Genomic DNA, 16,030 nt, shown 5'->3' with positions numbered 1-16,030 from the left:
GACTGCATCCGGTTGAAGCGCGACACCGCGATGATTTGCGCCGGCAAGGGCTGGCAAGCGTCGAACACGGTCGTGCGCGGTCGCCGCACGGCGCATGCTCGGCCCAGGCATGGGCCGGTGTGCGTCCGCGCTGCCTGACTGGCGGTTAGCGGCTAGCCAGGCAGATGGCTGGAATAGGGATTGCTGAGGGTGACGGCGATTTTTCGCGGGCCGCTGAAGGTGCGCCGGCCATGCGCGAACTGCATGTTGTCCAGCAGCAGCACGTCGCCTTGTTCCCAGGCCACGTCGTAAGCCTGCTGGTTCAGGCCTTGACGCACGGCCTGCAATACGTCCGGGGCGAGTTCGGCGCCATCGCCGAAGAACGACTGCCGCGGCAAACGATCGGCGCCGAACATGTCGATCATCGATTGCGCGGTGTCCGCGCCCAACGACGAGACATGAAACAGGTGCGCCTGATTGAAGAACAGTTTTTCTCCGGTGACCGGATGCGTGGCCACGCCCTGGCAGATCTGTCCGGTGCGCAGGGTTTCCTCATCGAGCCATTCGTGCTCGATCCCGGCGTTGTCGCAAAATCGCGCCACTTCTTGCTTGTCGCTGGTCTGGAACACCGTTTCCCAGGGCAGATCGACGTACGGTCGGTAATGGCGCACGTACTTGACCCGACGCTGTTCGAATTCGTCCATCACCGCGCCGCCGATCGCCTGAGTAGCGCTGCGCATGGACGCGATCGGCGTGGCGCCGCCGACGCTCGCCGGCTGCAGGCAACAGAACGCGACGAGCATCGGCCAATCGCGCTGATAGGCGTTTTCGCAATGCAGAGGAATTTCCTGCGTTTGCGGGAATTCCGTCGCCGTGAACACGCCAGCACCCAATGAGGTGCGCGGTGTCGAGCGATAGGTGTAGTTGAGTCTGGCGTTACCGACCTGGTCCGCCACCGCGCTGAACTTCTCCACGCTGTCGACCGCGAAACCGCGGAACAGCAGCGCGCCGTGCTCGAGCAGCTCATCCTTGATCTCGACCGCATGCTCGGCCAGAACCGCGGACAGATCGGGATTCGCGTGCGTGGGCGCGACCAGAAGCGGGGCGGGCACGTCGCTGTCCAATCGCTTTTTCTTCATTTCCATATGCCTGCAGGGAATGGGGTGAAAAGGGGCGCTGGGACACTGCGCCGGTACAGGCGCGCGTCCGGTTCGGATTGCTGTGCGGCGTCCATCTCCAGTCGCGGGGAGCACAGCGAGCGGGATTCGGAATAAGTCATGTGATCGGCGAACAGGCGGAACATGGCGGATCGCGAAACCCAGGCGGAACTCAACCGGCTTCCAGCGATTCGACCTCGAGCGGTTGCTGGAACTGGCGCTGCACCAGGCGCGCGTAATAAGGATGACTGGCGATCAACTCGGCATGGTTGCCCGTGCCGGAAATCCGGCCGTTATCGAGGAAACAGATGCGGTCGGCATGCATCACCGTGGACAAGCGATGGGCGACGATGATGTTGGTGCGGTCCTGCATCAGTTTTTCCAGCGCCAGCTTGACCTGGTGCTCGGTCTCGCTGTCGAGGTTGGAGGTGGCCTCGTCGAGAATCAGGATGTCCGGATCGCGCAGGAACATGCGTGCGATGGCGATGCGCTGGCGCTGCCCGCCGGACAGGTTGTTGCCCTGTTCGATCAGCACGGTATCCAGGCCCTGCGGCATGTGATCGATGAAATCCAGCGCGCCGGCGCGCTCGGCCGCGGAACGTACATCGGCGTCGGAGAAAGTGCCGGACAGGCCGTAAACGATGTTCTCGCGCACGGTGCCGGGCATGACCGGCGCGCTCTGCGCGACATAGCCGATGCCGCCGCGCCATTCGGGCAACGGATAGTCGCCGATGGGGCGGCCGTGGTAGAGAATCTCGCCCTCGCTGGGCTCGTAGAAGCGTTCGATCAGCGACAGGACCGTGGTCTTGCCGCTGCCGCTGGCGCCGACCAGCGCGGTGGTCGTGCCCGGTTCGAAGCGCAGGTCGATGCCGTTGAGCACGATTCTGTCGCGGCCGCCGTAAGCGAAGGACACGTTGCGGAATTCGAGAACGCCGCCGGGCTTGCGCGACGCGGGCTGCGGCGTGGACGCTTCCTCGGCTTCGGCGAAGATCCCCGCGATGCGCACCGAGGCGCCCTTGGCCTTCTGCAGTTCGGCGGTGAAGTTGGTCAGCTGCCCCAGCGGATTGACGACGTTGAAGATGTAGAGAATGAAGGCGGTGAGCGTACCGATGCTGATCTCGCCGGCGGCCACGCGCGCGGCGCCGTAAACCAGGATGATGATGATCGCAAGCGTCATCGCCAGGCCCATCAACGGCTCCAGCACCACGCTGATGCGCGCCGTCTTCAAGCCCAGGCGCTTGAGGTCTTCGATCTCCTCGACGCTGCGCCGGCGCTCATGCGCCTCGGCGGTGAACGCCTTGACCAGGCGGATCTCCTGGAAAATATGGGTGAGAATTCCGCTCATGCGCGCGACGCGATCCTGGGTGCGGCGCGACAGGCCGTCGAGCAGGAATGCGATCGGGATCATCACCACGAACGCGGCGACGACCGAGCCGAGCAGGGTGAGCGTCAGCGGCACGTCGAGCAGCAGCAGAACCACGACCGACCCGCCGAGCAGCAGCACGCCGGTGACCAGATTGATGGTCTGCTTGGTGATCAGTTCGGAAATAGCTTCGCAATCGCGCACCACGCGACTGACGCGCTCGCCGCTGCTTTCGCTGTCGAACGAGGCCACCGGCAGCCGCAACAGCTTTTCGACCAGCGCCACGCGCAGCGCCGCCACGACTTGATAGCCCACGCGCGCGAGCATGTACGCCGAAAGCGCGCCCGCGGCCGCGCCGCCCGTCAATACCGCGGCCACCAGCGCGACTTGGCGCAGATCGATGCCGCCGCCGTTGAACTGATCGATCAGATGTTTGGTCTGGATCGGAAACCAGAGCGAACCGGCGACCGAACCCAAGGCCGCGAGCACGGCGACGGAAAACGCCGCGACGGAAGGACGGCCGCGACGAATGAGTTGCCATAAATGGTTTCGATTTTTCTGCGTTTCGCTCACTGGCCACCCTTGGTCGCGGAACGGGGCGAACGGTAGCAAGGCCGCGCAGTATCGAGTGTGTTGCGATGCACGTATTGCGGTAAATGCTGTGCTTAATCAATTTCCGGAAGCATGAGTGAAATAGATGCGTAACATCCATGACAAGAATCACGACGTCGCGATGACGAAGACGATCGAAACGTGTCAATCGCAGTTTTCGCACGAAACGATGCATGCCGATGAGAAGCGCATATCATCGCAACCATCGCGCGCGTCACAGTCGCAGCGAAACATCGCGACGGCGACAACGACGATGCTGGAAAGTTCCTCGCTATCAATGACGATCGATGTCATTCAGTGTCCAGACGGTCTGTCGTTGCGAGCTCGGTTGTCGCCAGACGCCACAGCCGACACGCGGCGCGGCCTTGACGAGCACGGCGAGATCGTGGATTCGACGCGGATCATCCGGCTCGCGGCGATAGCCTCGAATGCCGTCGCAATGAGCGCGACTGACGGTGAAGTCCGGATTGGCGCGTTTCGATCGCCAGGCCTTCGCCATCTGCGTGCTGCTGCTTCAGTCGCAGAAAAAATCGGCACTGGATCGCTTCTGCAGGTTGGGCCGTCGTGCGAATGCGGTCCGTGGCAGTGCCCACATGAGGTTGCGGTCGCGCGTCACGCTTACGGACTTGCTCCAGTTATGGATGCAACGGAAAGATTCAGAGATAAGTTGCGCACGACTTTCAATAGTTTCGATAGCGGGAACAAACGAAATCCAACGACAGCCAGTGCTCACGATTCCTGCCGAACTATTTTCCCGGTCTTCAAACAACGTCGCCGTATCTTGCCGATCTTTCCAGCTGGAAATACCAGCGCACTTAAACGCACTTAATAACGCCGCGGATGAATACCATTTCCGAGGTGCACGATCGGCCGTCTTACCGACCTGCCCGATAACGCGTATCCGCCGGCGATGCGTTGACGAAAATGTCCGGTCTGTTAGCGACCGGCCTGACAAGAGAGTAGGGCAGAGACGCAGATACCTGGCGAACGGATTGCCGTAGGAGCGTTCTCGCATTCTTGCTCAACAGGACTGGGCGCATGGCTCCATGAATGCATGGATCGCACCTTCATTGCTGTTCGCGTTGATGGCGGCCGGCGCTGAACGAACAAAGAGCGTCAGCGACGGTAAGTCGACCAGCTACCGAAGCCGGCCGTGCGGCAGCCAGCAAAGCACAGCGACGATCTGGGCGGAACGGCGTGAACGCGTCCAACAGGATCGCGTCTAGGCGGCTTGCAAAGTGACCAGCGGCGATCGCCGGCCAGGCCAGCACTAATCCACGAACCGCCTGGAACGCGGCAGTCCCGACGCCGACCCGGGCGCGCCGGATACGTAGTCGCATAAATCCGAAGCCAGTCCGGGCGAGTTGCTCGGCGCATCGAAACAGCTGGAACACCAAGCAAGACCAGCCCCGCCAGCACTTCTTGTCAATAACATAATATACATTATGCGAAGTTATAGATATGAGAGCAGCATGCCTTAGCTGATGCGTTTCCCCAGCATCTCCCCAGGCTTACCCACTTACACAGGAGCTACCATGATCAATCGTCCCCCTTGCTGGCCCGATGGCCAACTGTGCCCAAACGACTGCGCCGCCGCGTTGCACGAACGTGTGGTCTACAACCACGTGGACCTTACCGGCCCTTGGCAAGGCTGGCGTTTTCGCGGCCGCGATCTGGTATCGCCCAGCGGCTTGCGGCTGACGCCGGAACGCCTGCTGGGTCTGGCATGGCGCCAGCACAACGAAGCGCGCTTGTTTCAAGTCCGCAGCCGCAATGCCGCGGCAAAGGCCGCCAAGAATCGACAACAGATCAAGGTGGTCGTGATTGAGCTGGCTGAGCTCAGGGTCAACGGCCTTGCGGCCGGTTGACCCAGTTGTCTGCCGCAGATATCCCAACCCTGGATCTAGTTTGTCGAGCCGCGTACGCGCGCCCTAGCCTCGCCGACGATCTTCCATGCACGGTTTCTTTGCAGCCGCCTTTCGACCGCGCCCACGCCAATCCTGCTTTCAACGCCGCAGACAACTCACCGAGCTTCGTCCGCCGTCATCGCCATAACCGCAAACAGCATCCAGGTCGTGTGGGGAATCCATTGCTCCACCCAGCGCCACTGCTCGGAATCCGGGCCAGGCGCGAAGCTGATGCCGGCGCCGGTGTCGCTGCCCACCGCGCCGGTGATGCCGTTGGAGATGCCGCCCACGAACATTTCGCCGGCGCTTTCCAGCACGGTCGGCGGGTTCTTCTTGCCGAAACCGTAGAGCATGCAGATGCCGTACGGGTTGCGGCCCAGGGTCCAGTCGAGCTGGTTTTGCGCGTAACCGGCGCGATCGGCGGACAGGCCGTAACCGGCGGCGCCGTGATCCGCCAGCTTGCGGCCGCCGATGACCATGGCCGCGCTGAGCGAGGCCAGGCGGGCGCTTTCGCCCTGCCACCAGTAGCCGGTTTCGTTGCGATGCGGAATGAAGAAGCCTTCCAGCACTTCGCCCGCGGCCTTGCCGTCCTGCGTCAGCTGAAAACGCTGGCGCGCATAGCCGTACGGGTTAGCGACCGCGTTGGTGATGCTAAGTTCGTGTCCCAGCGCCAGGCCGATGGCGTCGAGCGAACGTTGACGACGCCCCTGCTCCGGTTCGATATCGACATACGCCGAGAGGCTGATCACGGGCAAGCCCGCCTCGGCCGCGTGGTAGTACGGGCGGCTGCCGCCGTCGCTGATGAAACCGCCGTCGGCCTGTTGCCGCGCGATCAGGCTGGCCGCGCGTTCGCGCGCGTCGTCGAGGTAACGCGACTGGCCGCTGGCGTTATGCAGTTCTACCAGCGCCATCAGCGCGGTGTAGTCGTCGATGATGTTTTCCTTGCCATCGGCGCCGTACTGCGCGTTGAACTTGCGCAGATGCGCGTAGCCGCGCTCGGCATCGGCCAGATATTGCGCGCCGTCGAATTCGCCATGGCGGCCCGATTGCCTGGCCAGCATCGAGGCGCGCGCGAGCGCGGCGATGGCCATGCCGCCACCGGCGCGGAATGCCGAGCGATACAGCGTCGTATACGTTCCGGCCGCGCCTTCATAACCGGTGACCATGCGCTCGGCGCCGGGCGTGCCCCACTGGTCGAACACCGTGGTGTAGAAATAGCCTTCTGCATCGAGCGTGCGATGCAGATAGTCCGCGCCCCAGAACGCTTCGTCCTCGACCTGCGTCTGCAGGCCGTGGGCGGTGAACAAGGCTTTGCGCGCGTGCGCGCCATAGGCGAGCACCCAGGCCGCCATCGAGGCCTGCTGCGGATTGAAATAATTGGCGTAGCCCAGGTGCGACAGGTACTTGCCCTTGTCGCCGCCGGCGTCCTGCCAGCCGCCCCAGACGTTCGCCTTGCGCGAGGTCTGGAAGATCGGCACGTCGCGATCGGCCTCGTCGGTGTGGCGGCTGCGCTTGAAGTAGCCCAGCAGCTGCGCGCCGGTGGTGGCGAAGACCGCGTTGTCGCGCACGGTCACGGGAGCCGACAGCGCCCGCTGCTTGCCGATCTGCACTTCAACTTGATACTGGCCCGCCTGTTCGACATCGGAGAAGTCGACACTGAAATACCGCTTGCCCGGCGCCCACTCGGCAAACGGAGGCAGCGGCCGCAGATCGCCGTGCTTGATCGGCTTGCCATCGCGCAGCACGGTGTAGCCGCCCTGCCCGGCCTTGCCCGCGTATTCGACGACGGCCCGCTTCGGCCCCTGCCGCTCCAGCGCCACCTGGTTGATCTGCACCAGCAACGGTTGTTTGGGCAGGCTCACCGACACGGTCGTCTTCGGCTTCGTCGCCGACTCGTCGGTCGACGCGGCGACGGCCATCTGCGGCAGGCTGGACAACGCCATCGCCAGCGCGGCCAGCAGCTGAAGTCCAGTCTTGCGCGAATGCGGCAAAGGGGTCATCGGCACGGTTCCGGATAGACTAGGCATCGAAACTTAGCCATGTAGCCGGCCGCCGTCAATAAATACTTCACACGGATGTATTAATAATACGGCGTCGCCTCTCCCCCTACGCTCAACCGGTTTCAATGCCTATGAACAGTGGCCGCGGCGCCACCCAGCAATCCAGCGCCCCCTACAACCGCCGACTCGTGCTGGATTTCATCCGCCAGCACGGCGCGGCCTCGCGCAAGGACATCCAGGAAAAGGTCTCGCTCAGCCCGCAGACGGTCGCCAACATCACCAATGAGCTCGAATCCATTGGCCTGATCGTCTCGCGCCGGCAAAAGGACCTGAAAACCCGCGGCCAGCCGCCGATCGCCTTCGAGATCAATCCCGACGCCGGCCAGTCGATCGGCATCAGCCTGGAACCGGGCCGCGCCTCGGGCGCGCTGGTCAACCTGGTCGGCCAGATCGATGCCCGCTGCGAGGTGCAGTTGCAGGGCTGCGATCGCCCGCAGCTGCTGGCCGGTCTGCTGGAACTGGTGGCCAAGTTGCGCCGGCAGGCCAACGCCCGGCTATGGGGCATCGGCGTGGCCCTGCCCGGCCCGCTCGGCGACACCGAACTGAGTTTCGTCGGGCCCACCGCGCTGGAAGGCTGGAAGGACCTGTCCATCCTCGACCAGTTGCAGGAAGCCACCGGCCTGCCCCTGTTCCACAGCGTCGACAGCGTGGCCGGCGCGCTGGGCGAGACCTTGTACGGGGTCGCCCGGCACCTGGACACCTTCTTCTATCTGCACCTGAGCATGGGCCTGGGCGGCTCGCTGATCGTCGGCCGCAACAACTACCGCGGCGCCGACGGCAACGCCACCGAGATCGGCCACGTACCGGTCGTCCCGGGCGGCACGCCGTGTTATTGCGGCAACCAGGGCTGCCTGGAGCGCTACCTGTCGCTGCACTCGCTGGCCGAGGCGCTGGGCCTGGACGATGCGCAGATCCATACCCCGGACCTGCTCGACCGCCTGGACGACGCCGAGGATCAAGCCCTGCAGCAGTGGTGCCAGCAGGCGTCCCAGCGACTGCGCGACGCCGTCTGCATGATCGAGAACCTGCTCGACCCGCAGACCGTCGTCATCGGCGGCTCGGCGCCGCAGAAACTGGTGCAGCGCCTGGTCGACCTGGCCCAGCCGTGGCACCGCTCGGTACGCGGCCGCCCTGCCCCGGAACTGCCGCGGGTGATGATTTCCCAGCGCGAGGAAGACTGCCTGCTGCTGGGCGCGGCGGTGCTGCCGATCCACGAGCTGCTCTCGCCGCGCCTGGAAGGTCTGCAGAAAGACGACCTAGCCGAACTCCAGGCGGCCGAGCTGCTGGGTCACCGTCCGTTCGCCGGCGGACGCCGCATTTAATTAAACTTCCACTGGATATTTTTATTGACGAGGCGGAATCGGGGTGACTATAGTCGCCCCATGAAGCTCGATCAGCCTCAACTCGGCACACCCCAATTCAGCATCGTCGGAGATGTCAGCGTGGACCTGGTCCTGGGCACGCTGGACGGCTGGCCCAAGATCGGCACCGAACAGCTGCTGCCTCGCAGCGAGCTGCGTGCCGGCGGTTCGGCGGCCAACTCCGCCCTCGCCGCCCGCCATCTCGGCCTGAGCCCGCATCTGATCGGCGCGATCGGCAACGACGACCTGGCGCAGTGGCTGCTGCTGCAACTGGCGGGCATTCGGGTCGAACTGCAGACCTGCGCCAGCGACACCACGATGTCGGTCGGACTGCTGCATGCCGACGGCGAGCGCACCTTCTTCACCAGTTACGGGCATCTGCAGCATCTGACCCCGGACTTCGTGCTCAAGCATCTGCCGCAGGCATCGCCGGGCAGCGTCGCGTTGTTCACCGCCCCGTTCCTGCTGCCGGGCCTGCGCGAAGATTTCAGCCAACTGCTGGCGCAGGCCTCGAGCAAGGGCTATCAGGTCGCGCTGGATACCGGCTGGCCACCGGAAGGCTGGACGCCGCGGGTGCACGAGGAAGTCGAAGGCTGGCTGGCCCATTGCGACCATCTGCTGGTCAACGAGTTGGAGGCGAAAAGCATCGCCAACAGCCACGACGAGCACGAGGACCTGGAGCCAGCCGTGCAGCGCGTCGCGCGACTGCTCAAGCCCGGCGCCCATCTGATCGTCAAGCTGGGCGCGGCCGGCGCGCTGGGTCATGTCGACGGCCGCAGCATCCGCTACGCCACGCAGGCGGTATCGGACATCTTCGACACCGTGGGCGCGGGCGACAGCTTCAACACCGGCTATCTCGCCGCGCGCCTCAACCAGGCCAGCCTGCGCGACGCGCTCGCCGCCGGTTGCCGCACCGCCACCGCGATCCTGCCGCGCTTCCCGCGCAAGCGCATCGCCGCCGGCGAACTCGCTCATTGCCTGCAGCCGCAATCCTGACCCGGAGGCACGACCATGAAGCACAGGCCGATGATCGTCAGCTACATCCTCCTGATCTGGTTCGCGATCTCCTTCATCACCAATCTGATCGGGCCGCTGATGCCCATCGCCATCGAGGATTTCAAGCTCAGCCTGACCATGGCCGGGTTCATGCCGTTCTCGTTCTTTCTGGCCTACGGTCTGATCTCGATCCCGGGCGGCATCCTGATCGAAGTGCGCGGCACCCGCTTCACTTTGTTTACCGCGTTCGCGCTGAATTTCATCGGCGCCTTGGCCATCGCGGTGATGCCCGGTTACGTCTCGGTCGTGGCCGGGCTGTTCGTCATCGGCTTGGGGATGGCGCTACTGCAGGTGGTGATCAACCCGTTGATGCGCGTGGCCGCCGGTGAGGAGCATTTCGCTTTCTTCTCGGTGATGGCGCAGTTGGTGTTCGGCCTGGCGTCGTTTCTCAGCCCGCTGGCTTTCCGGTATTACATGCAGCGCCCGGGCATCGAAGGACAGCCGCTGGCATGGCTGACGTTCTACTGGTTCTTCAGCGCCGCCTTCGTGCTGCTGGCGCTGCTCAACTACAAGCTGCCGCTGCCGGCGGTGGAATTGAAGGACGACGAGCGCGCGGGCAGCCGCGAGGCTTATCGCAGCCTGCTGCGACGCGTCGATGTGCGCCTGTATTTCCTGGGCATCGTCGCCTATGTCGGCACCGAGCAGTCGCTGGCCAACTGGATGTCGCAGTTCCTGCACAGCTACCACGGCATGTCGGCCACCGAGCAAGGCGCCATCGCCGTCAGCCGCTTCTGGGGCTTGATGTCGCTGGGCTGTCTGGTCGGGTTGGGCTTGCTGAAACTGCTGGACTCGAAACTGGTGCTGGCGATTTTTTCGACCCTGGCGATCGGCTGCCTCGGGCTCGCGCTGTTCGGGCCCGCGCAAATTTCCTTATTGGCCTTCCCCGCCGCGGGATTTTTCCTGTCGGTGATGTTCTCGGTGATCTTCGCGCTGGGCTTGAACTCGGTCACTCAGCACCACGGCGCGTTCTCGGGAATCCTGTGCAGCGGCATCCTCGGCGGCGCGATCGTGCCGCTGCTGATCGGCGTCGTCGCCGACCACTGGGGCCTGCGCGTGGGTCTGTCGCTGGTCTTCATTCCCTTGCTTTACATCCTCAGCGTCAGTGCCTGGGCCAGGCCACTGGTACGCAACCAGACCGTGTATTCCGCGAAAAACACACCTGCATCCAACACTCCCGCCTCGCCCTGATCGGGCAACCGCACCAGCCACCGCGCGGGTCCGCCGGCCCGAGTCGCCGTACAACCAGGAGCCAATCAATGAAGAAGCATCGCAGCGATGTTCGACCGACCGGCATCGCCGTCGCGGTGGCCGCGGTCTTGATCAGTTGCGCAACCGCGCCGGTCATGGCCCAGTCCGGTACGACCGACAAGGACGGGCAGGCCGACGCTGGCGAAGCCAAAACCACCCTGGAAACCGTGCACGTTTCCGCCACCCGCATCGAATCGGACCTGCTCAAGACGCCGGTCACCGTCACCGCCGTCAATCAGGAAGCGCTGACCCGCGAAGGCATCCGCGACGTGCGCGGCCTGTCCGGCACGATGCCCAATGTGCAGATCGCCTCGGGTCCGGATTCCGGCGTGCAGGTCAGCATCCGCGGCATCGGCGCCAACAACTTCACCGAGATCGGCGACCCGGCCGTGGGCCTGCACGTGGCCGGCCTGTACTCGCCGCGACCGCAAGGCGCGCTGGCGCTGATGTTCGACGTCGACCAGGTCGAAGTGTTGCGCGGCCCGCAGGGCACGCTGTTCGGGCGCAACTCCACCGGCGGCAGCATCAACATCATTCCGGCCAAGCCGCGTTTCGATTCCACCTTCGGCAGCGCCGAGCTCGACGTGGGCAGCTACAACCTGCGCCAGCTCAACCTGATCCAGAACATCGCGGTGAACGATCGCTTCGCCCTGCGTTTTTCCGCCACCAAGGTCGAGCGCGACGGCTGGATCGATCAGCAGCAGGACTTCACCGACGTCGATATCCCCGAACGCGGCTTCATCGCCGACGGCATCCCGGACGTGGACCAGCGCCGCAACGTCAAGGTCGGGCGCGACAAGTACTACTACAACCGCGACGAATGGGCCGCGCGCATCGCCGCGCGTTTCGCCTTCACCGACAATGTCGAGTGGCTGCTGGCCTACGAGAAATTCCAGAACTCCGGCGCCGGCCAGGTCGGGCTGAAGGACTGCAAGCAAGCGGCCGGCACCCGTTTCGCCTGCCAAGGCGGCAAGTGGGATGTGAAGATCAACGTGCCCGGCAAGACCGACATGTCGATCGACACCGTGCGCTCCAACCTCAACTGGTTTCTCAGCGACAGCAACAGCCTCGAATACAGCGTGGCCTTCGCCACCCAGAAGCGTTCGCAGATCGCCGACGACGATGGCGGCTACCACGAGATCCCCTCGCAGGTGACCGCGACCTTGCCAGTACCGCACGAGGGCGACTGGGGCGTGTGGCCGGTGCGCGACAACACCTCGATCACTCTGGATTCGAAGTACAAGTCGGTCGTGCACGAACTGCAATTCAAGCATCAGGGCGAACGCCTGAAGCTGGTGTCGGGCTTGTTCTGGATGCACGAGAAGAACTCGATCGACTACGCCCAGGAACTGCTGGTCAACGCGCCGTTCGGCTATCCGATCAGCCAGTTCTATCACCAGCCCAATCGCCAGATCGACGCCAAGGCGATCTTCTCCCAGGCGGACTGGCGCTTCGCCCCGACCTGGACCGCGACGATCGGCGCGCGTTACAGCCGCGACAAAAAGACCGACCGCGGGGGCCAGGTGTACGGCGGTTGGGATACCGAATCGACGGCCTATTACAACGGCCTGTACGACCCGGGCACGCCGGGTGAGCCGGGCTTTCGTCCGCACAACGGCCGCGACCTGAGCGAACGCATGGGGCCGTTCGGCGGCATCGACGCCTACAAGCTGTGGGGGCCGCCGGCCGAGAACGAACACTCCGAATCCTGGCGCAAGGTCACCTGGCGCCTGGGTCTGACCAAGGACCTGTCCGACGACGAGATTCTGTTCACCTCGCTGTCGACCGGTTACAAGGCCGGCGGCTTCGGCGACAAGGACGACAAATGCGGCGGCAAAGTCTGTATCGACGGCCCGGCCGGCCCGCAGTACACCTTCTTCCCATACGCACCGGAAACCGTCACCAACTTCGAAGTCGGCTACAAGGGCCTGCTGCTGGACAAGCGCCTGAGCCTGTCGGTCACCGCCTTCTACAGCCGCTACAAGGACATGCAGGTGACCGGCGACTTCTACGCCGCCAAGGTCCACGTCGAGGAGCCCTGCCCGGATTTCGACCCGACCTGCGACGTGATCAAGAAGTGGCAGACCGTCAACGTCGGCACGGTGAACATCCCGGGCGTCGAAGTGGAAGTCGATTACCTGGCCACGCCGAACACCCGGATCGGCGGGTTCTTCTCGTACATCGACAGCAAGATCAAGGATTACCCCACCTTCAGCGACGAATGGAACTGCGGCGTGCGCGAAGAGTTCGGCGCCCCGCCCTGCCCTCCGCCTTACCAAGGCTCCGACCCGACGCTGGCCGGCCGCCAGATCTACGACATCACCGGTCACCATCTGCCGATGACGCCGAAATTCACCGCCGGCGTCAACGTGTCGCATACCTTCAAGTTCGGCAATGGCTATGAACTGGTGCCGTGGCTCAGCGTGAAGTGGCAGGACAAGATGTACTTCACCCTGCGCAACCTCGACAACGCGCACGTCTCCGACGCGCAAGAGGCCTATACGACGGTCGATGCCAGCCTGAGCCTGAAGTCGCCGTCGTTCTGGCGCACCGAGCTGTACGTGCTCAACGCCACCGACAAGATGACCAAGAACTGGGCCGACGACGCCGGCGGCTTCATTCGCGGCTATTGGAACGACCCGCGCACGGTGGGTTTGCGCGTGCGCTTCGATTATTGATGCTGTCGTCGCGGCCAGGAAAGCCCTCTCCTCTCCTTGAATCAGGGAGAGGGACTTAGTTAATACTTGAACACCCGCAGCTTCGCTCTTTCCCATCCATCTGTTCAAGCGACAGCCCCTCCCCCACGAAGGGCCTGCAATCCCGCAAACGCAGCACGGAATAGTCGAGCCATCTCGCTGATGAGGTTTGCGCAAGCCGCCCACAACGGCGGTTTTCGTTGCGTAATGTCATCCTTCGCATCAAGCCCGACCGGCTACCGACTGGCGCGGCCACGTTGCCCGCTCCGCGCCATCGGCCGCCAGTTCCGTGGGCTCGAAATGGCGATCCCGCGCCATCCGTGCAATCCTCCAGGCTTCCAAACGCCGCTTGAGGCAAGCATGAGCACAACGGAATACGCGCGCCTGTTCGAAGGTCTCGTCGCCCCTTTGTCGGCGCAGGAATTCAAGGCCACGGCATGGCCGGCGGGGCTGCATATTTCGCATGAGGTCAAGCCGGGGCTGGCGGCGCTGCTCGCGCAGCCGGAGCTGCGCGATATCGAGTCGTTCTGCGCGATCGGCAACGACGGCGGTATCCATATCAACTACACCCGCGAAGAGCGCTTCAGGATCGAGCTCAATGCCGACCCGGCCCACGCCATCGAGCAGTTCCATGCGGGCAATACCATCCAGATCCTCGATCTGAAGACCGACGAGATCCGCCGCTGGAACCGCGCCCTGGATGCCGCGCTCGGCCTGATTCCCGGCACCACCCTGGTCAATGCCTTCACCTCGCTGCGCGGCAAGGGCATCCCGTGGCATTGGGATTCGCAGGAAGTGTTCGTGGTCCAGGTCCGCGGCCGCAAGCTGTGGCATGTGGCGCCCAACGATTACGTCGAGTGGCCCACCCTCAATGGCATGCCCACGCCGTCGCCGTCGCGGGAAATGGCGTTTCAGCTCAAGGACCCGACCCAGCCGATCCTCGAACCCGAACAGTGGCGGTCGGTGGAGATGCTGCCCGGTTCGGTGATGTACATGCCGCGAGGGTATTGGCACAAGGTCGAGCAGAACCTGGAGGAAAGCCTGCATCTGGTCCTGCAGGTGCGGCTGCCGTCGTGGCGCGACCTGTTCCGCTTCATGCTCGACAACGCGCCGCCGCTGTACGACCTGGACTGGCGTCGACCGACCTCGGCGCTGAGTCCGGACAACCTGGCCACGATGGCGCCGCGCGAATTCAAGGAGCGCCTGGAATCGCTGGAACGTTTGGCCGGCGGCGGCGCCCTGATGGCGATGGCGCAGCAGTTTTCGAGCATCATCGACGGCGGTGGCCTGTACAAGGACATCGCTCCGCAGATGAAGTACTGATCGCGGTCTGAGGTATCGATGCGCCCTGCCCAGCGGCAGGGCGCTGGCGCATCCCTGTCACGCCCTGCCACGGCATCGATGCGCTGTCGCTCTGGATGCCGCCCGCGGCGCGCTTTGGATCAAGCGCTCAGACCCAGACGATCGGCCAATGCGTTCGCATGCCGGCCACGGATGCCGGTCATGTGGTTGCCGCCGCCGCGAATCAACTGCACGCGCGGCGCATGCCGCGACCAGCCCGCGCGCATCCGCTCGGCTTCGTCGTCGTTACCGGCGGCATCGAGATCGGGGTCGGGCATGTAAACCACGCGAAGCACACCGTCGTAATCGCCCGCGGGCCGATAGTGAGTGCGCAGGCAGGCGGCGAACATGCGCAGCGCTCCCAGCATCGATGCGGGATCCGAGCGCGCGGGCATCAGCCCCGCCTCGGCCATGCGTCGATGCACCAGATGCATCCGCGCCGACGCCGGCAACGGCCGCAACCTGGCCGCGTCGATGCCCAGCGGCTGATCGGTGGACAGCTGCACCAGCGCGATCCAGCGCAGCAGCACGTCCAGCTCGTCGCACTCGGCCATGGCGGGGTCGGAGGTGGGCGGCCTGGAATCGAGCAGGTCGACGCTGGCGAGCGTCCTGCCCTGCTCGCGCAGTCTCAATGCGACGGCGAACGCGATCCATCCGCCGAAGGAATGGCCGACCAGCCGGATCGGACCGTGCGGCGCCGCCTGCAGCACCTGCGGCAGGATCGAGGCCGCGGCCGTTTCCACCGAAGTGCATGGCGGCTCGATGCCATCCAGCCCGCGCGGCTGCATGCCGACCACATTAGCCTGGGGATGCGCCGCCTGAGCCAGGTCCAGCAGGCTGACGATGCTCGCGCCCGCGCCCGGAATGCAGAACACCGGCGCGCGCAGCGGACCACCGATCTTGAGCGGAATAGACTGCGTCGCCGCCGGTGGTTTTGGCAGCGGCGGCGCGGCGAACGTGCCGGCGACCCAGCCCGCGACATCCGGCTCGTCGTCCGCGCAGCGCAGCGTCGGCAGCATCGCGGGCTCCGGCGGTGTCCATGCCTCGCACGCCGCCCGCAGGCGATCGCTGGCCGCATCTTCCTCCGCGGGCGCCGGTTCCGCCGCAAGCGCGGCGTCGGGCACGACCGCCACGCAACGCAGCGGCAGATCGCGCCCGAGCATTTCGAGCGCGAGCGCCTGGGCGAATACGCCGGCGCGGTCGCCCAGACCGACCAGCACGCAGGCGGCGTGAACGCCGCGCTCGTGCAA

Annotated in this window: 11 protein-coding genes; 7 read left to right on the top strand and 4 right to left on the bottom strand. The window is 64.6% G+C overall.

All coding sequences use genetic code 11. The features are described from left to right. Positions 1-152 precede the first annotated feature (152 nt). Together IEQ11_RS12490 and IEQ11_RS12485 are read right to left on the bottom strand one after the other, a co-directional pair. Positions 153-1,091, bottom strand: coding sequence for a TauD/TfdA family dioxygenase (locus IEQ11_RS12490; RefSeq protein WP_247024824.1), 939 nt, complete (start codon positions 1,089-1,091; stop codon positions 153-155). 217 nt (positions 1,092-1,308) lie between these two features. After that, positions 1,309-2,988, bottom strand: a complete 1,680-nt coding sequence (locus tag IEQ11_RS12485; protein ID WP_148650372.1) for an ABC transporter ATP-binding protein — start codon at positions 2,986-2,988, stop codon at positions 1,309-1,311. Positions 2,989-3,196: 208 nt separating this feature from the next. Here IEQ11_RS12485 and IEQ11_RS12480 point away from each other — a divergent pair, with 208 nt between their 5' ends. Together IEQ11_RS12480 and IEQ11_RS12475 are read left to right on the top strand one after the other, a co-directional pair. Beyond that, a complete protein-coding gene (locus IEQ11_RS12480; RefSeq protein ID WP_191820632.1) occupies positions 3,197-3,940 on the top strand; it encodes a hypothetical protein in 744 nt (247 codons plus the stop codon). Between the two features lie 706 nt (positions 3,941-4,646). Next, on the top strand, positions 4,647-4,979 hold the full coding sequence (locus tag IEQ11_RS12475; RefSeq protein WP_191820631.1) for a DUF3653 domain-containing protein: 333 nt from the start codon (positions 4,647-4,649) through the stop codon (positions 4,977-4,979). Positions 4,980-5,134: 155 nt separating this feature from the next. Here the strand turns inward: IEQ11_RS12475 and IEQ11_RS12470 are convergent, their stop codons facing one another. Next, positions 5,135-7,018, bottom strand: coding sequence for a glycoside hydrolase family 9 protein (locus tag IEQ11_RS12470; RefSeq protein WP_191820630.1), 1,884 nt, complete (start codon positions 7,016-7,018; stop codon positions 5,135-5,137). A gap of 125 nt (positions 7,019-7,143) precedes the next feature. On the opposite strand from IEQ11_RS12470, the gene IEQ11_RS12465 reads away from it, so the two are divergent. The 5 genes from IEQ11_RS12465 to IEQ11_RS12445 all read left to right on the top strand — a co-directional run bounded on the left by IEQ11_RS12465 (position 7,144) and on the right by IEQ11_RS12445 (position 14,762). Next, entirely contained in the window at positions 7,144-8,400 is a 1,257-nt protein-coding gene (locus tag IEQ11_RS12465) for an ROK family transcriptional regulator (protein ID WP_191820629.1), read from the top strand. Between the two features lie 120 nt (positions 8,401-8,520). Continuing rightward, positions 8,521-9,435: a carbohydrate kinase family protein gene (locus IEQ11_RS12460; protein ID WP_191820628.1), complete on the top strand. Its 915-nt coding sequence runs from the start codon at positions 8,521-8,523 to the stop codon at positions 9,433-9,435. A gap of 15 nt (positions 9,436-9,450) precedes the next feature. After that, positions 9,451-10,683: an MFS transporter gene (locus IEQ11_RS12455; RefSeq protein WP_191820627.1), complete on the top strand. Its 1,233-nt coding sequence runs from the start codon at positions 9,451-9,453 to the stop codon at positions 10,681-10,683. A 68-nt stretch (positions 10,684-10,751) separates the two neighbouring features. Beyond that, positions 10,752-13,421 carry a TonB-dependent receptor gene (locus tag IEQ11_RS12450; RefSeq protein WP_191820626.1) on the top strand — a complete coding sequence of 890 codons (2,670 nt, stop codon included), beginning with the start codon at positions 10,752-10,754 and terminating at the stop codon, positions 13,419-13,421. Between the two features lie 378 nt (positions 13,422-13,799). Continuing rightward, positions 13,800-14,762: a JmjC domain-containing protein gene (locus tag IEQ11_RS12445; protein WP_191820625.1), complete on the top strand. Its 963-nt coding sequence runs from the start codon at positions 13,800-13,802 to the stop codon at positions 14,760-14,762. 119 nt (positions 14,763-14,881) lie between these two features. Here IEQ11_RS12445 and IEQ11_RS12440 read toward each other — a convergent pair whose 3' ends face one another. Next, a complete protein-coding gene (locus IEQ11_RS12440) occupies positions 14,882-15,799 on the bottom strand; it encodes a thioesterase domain-containing protein (protein ID WP_228464407.1) in 918 nt (305 codons plus the stop codon). Between the last annotated feature and the right edge of the window lie 231 nt (positions 15,800-16,030).

This window comes from Lysobacter capsici, assembly GCF_014779555.2.
Lineage (GTDB): Bacteria > Pseudomonadota > Gammaproteobacteria > Xanthomonadales > Xanthomonadaceae > Lysobacter > Lysobacter capsici.
This window is presented reverse-complemented; position numbering and strand designations above follow the sequence as displayed.

Coding starts and splice junctions, on each gene's coding strand:
- IEQ11_RS12480 (WP_191820632.1), top strand. CDS start 3,197: ATGCGTAACATCCATGACAAGAATCACGACGTCGCGATGACGAAGACG.
- IEQ11_RS12475 (WP_191820631.1), top strand. CDS start 4,647: ATGATCAATCGTCCCCCTTGCTGGCCCGATGGCCAACTGTGCCCAAAC.
- IEQ11_RS12470 (WP_191820630.1), bottom strand. CDS start 7,018: ATGACCCCTTTGCCGCATTCGCGCAAGACTGGACTTCAGCTGCTGGCC.
- IEQ11_RS12465 (WP_191820629.1), top strand. CDS start 7,144: ATGCCTATGAACAGTGGCCGCGGCGCCACCCAGCAATCCAGCGCCCCC.
- IEQ11_RS12455 (WP_191820627.1), top strand. CDS start 9,451: ATGAAGCACAGGCCGATGATCGTCAGCTACATCCTCCTGATCTGGTTC.
- IEQ11_RS12450 (WP_191820626.1), top strand. CDS start 10,752: ATGAAGAAGCATCGCAGCGATGTTCGACCGACCGGCATCGCCGTCGCG.
- IEQ11_RS12445 (WP_191820625.1), top strand. CDS start 13,800: ATGAGCACAACGGAATACGCGCGCCTGTTCGAAGGTCTCGTCGCCCCT.
- IEQ11_RS12440 (WP_228464407.1), bottom strand. CDS start 15,799: ATGCTGCCGACGCTGCGCTGCGCGGACGACGAGCCGGATGTCGCGGGC.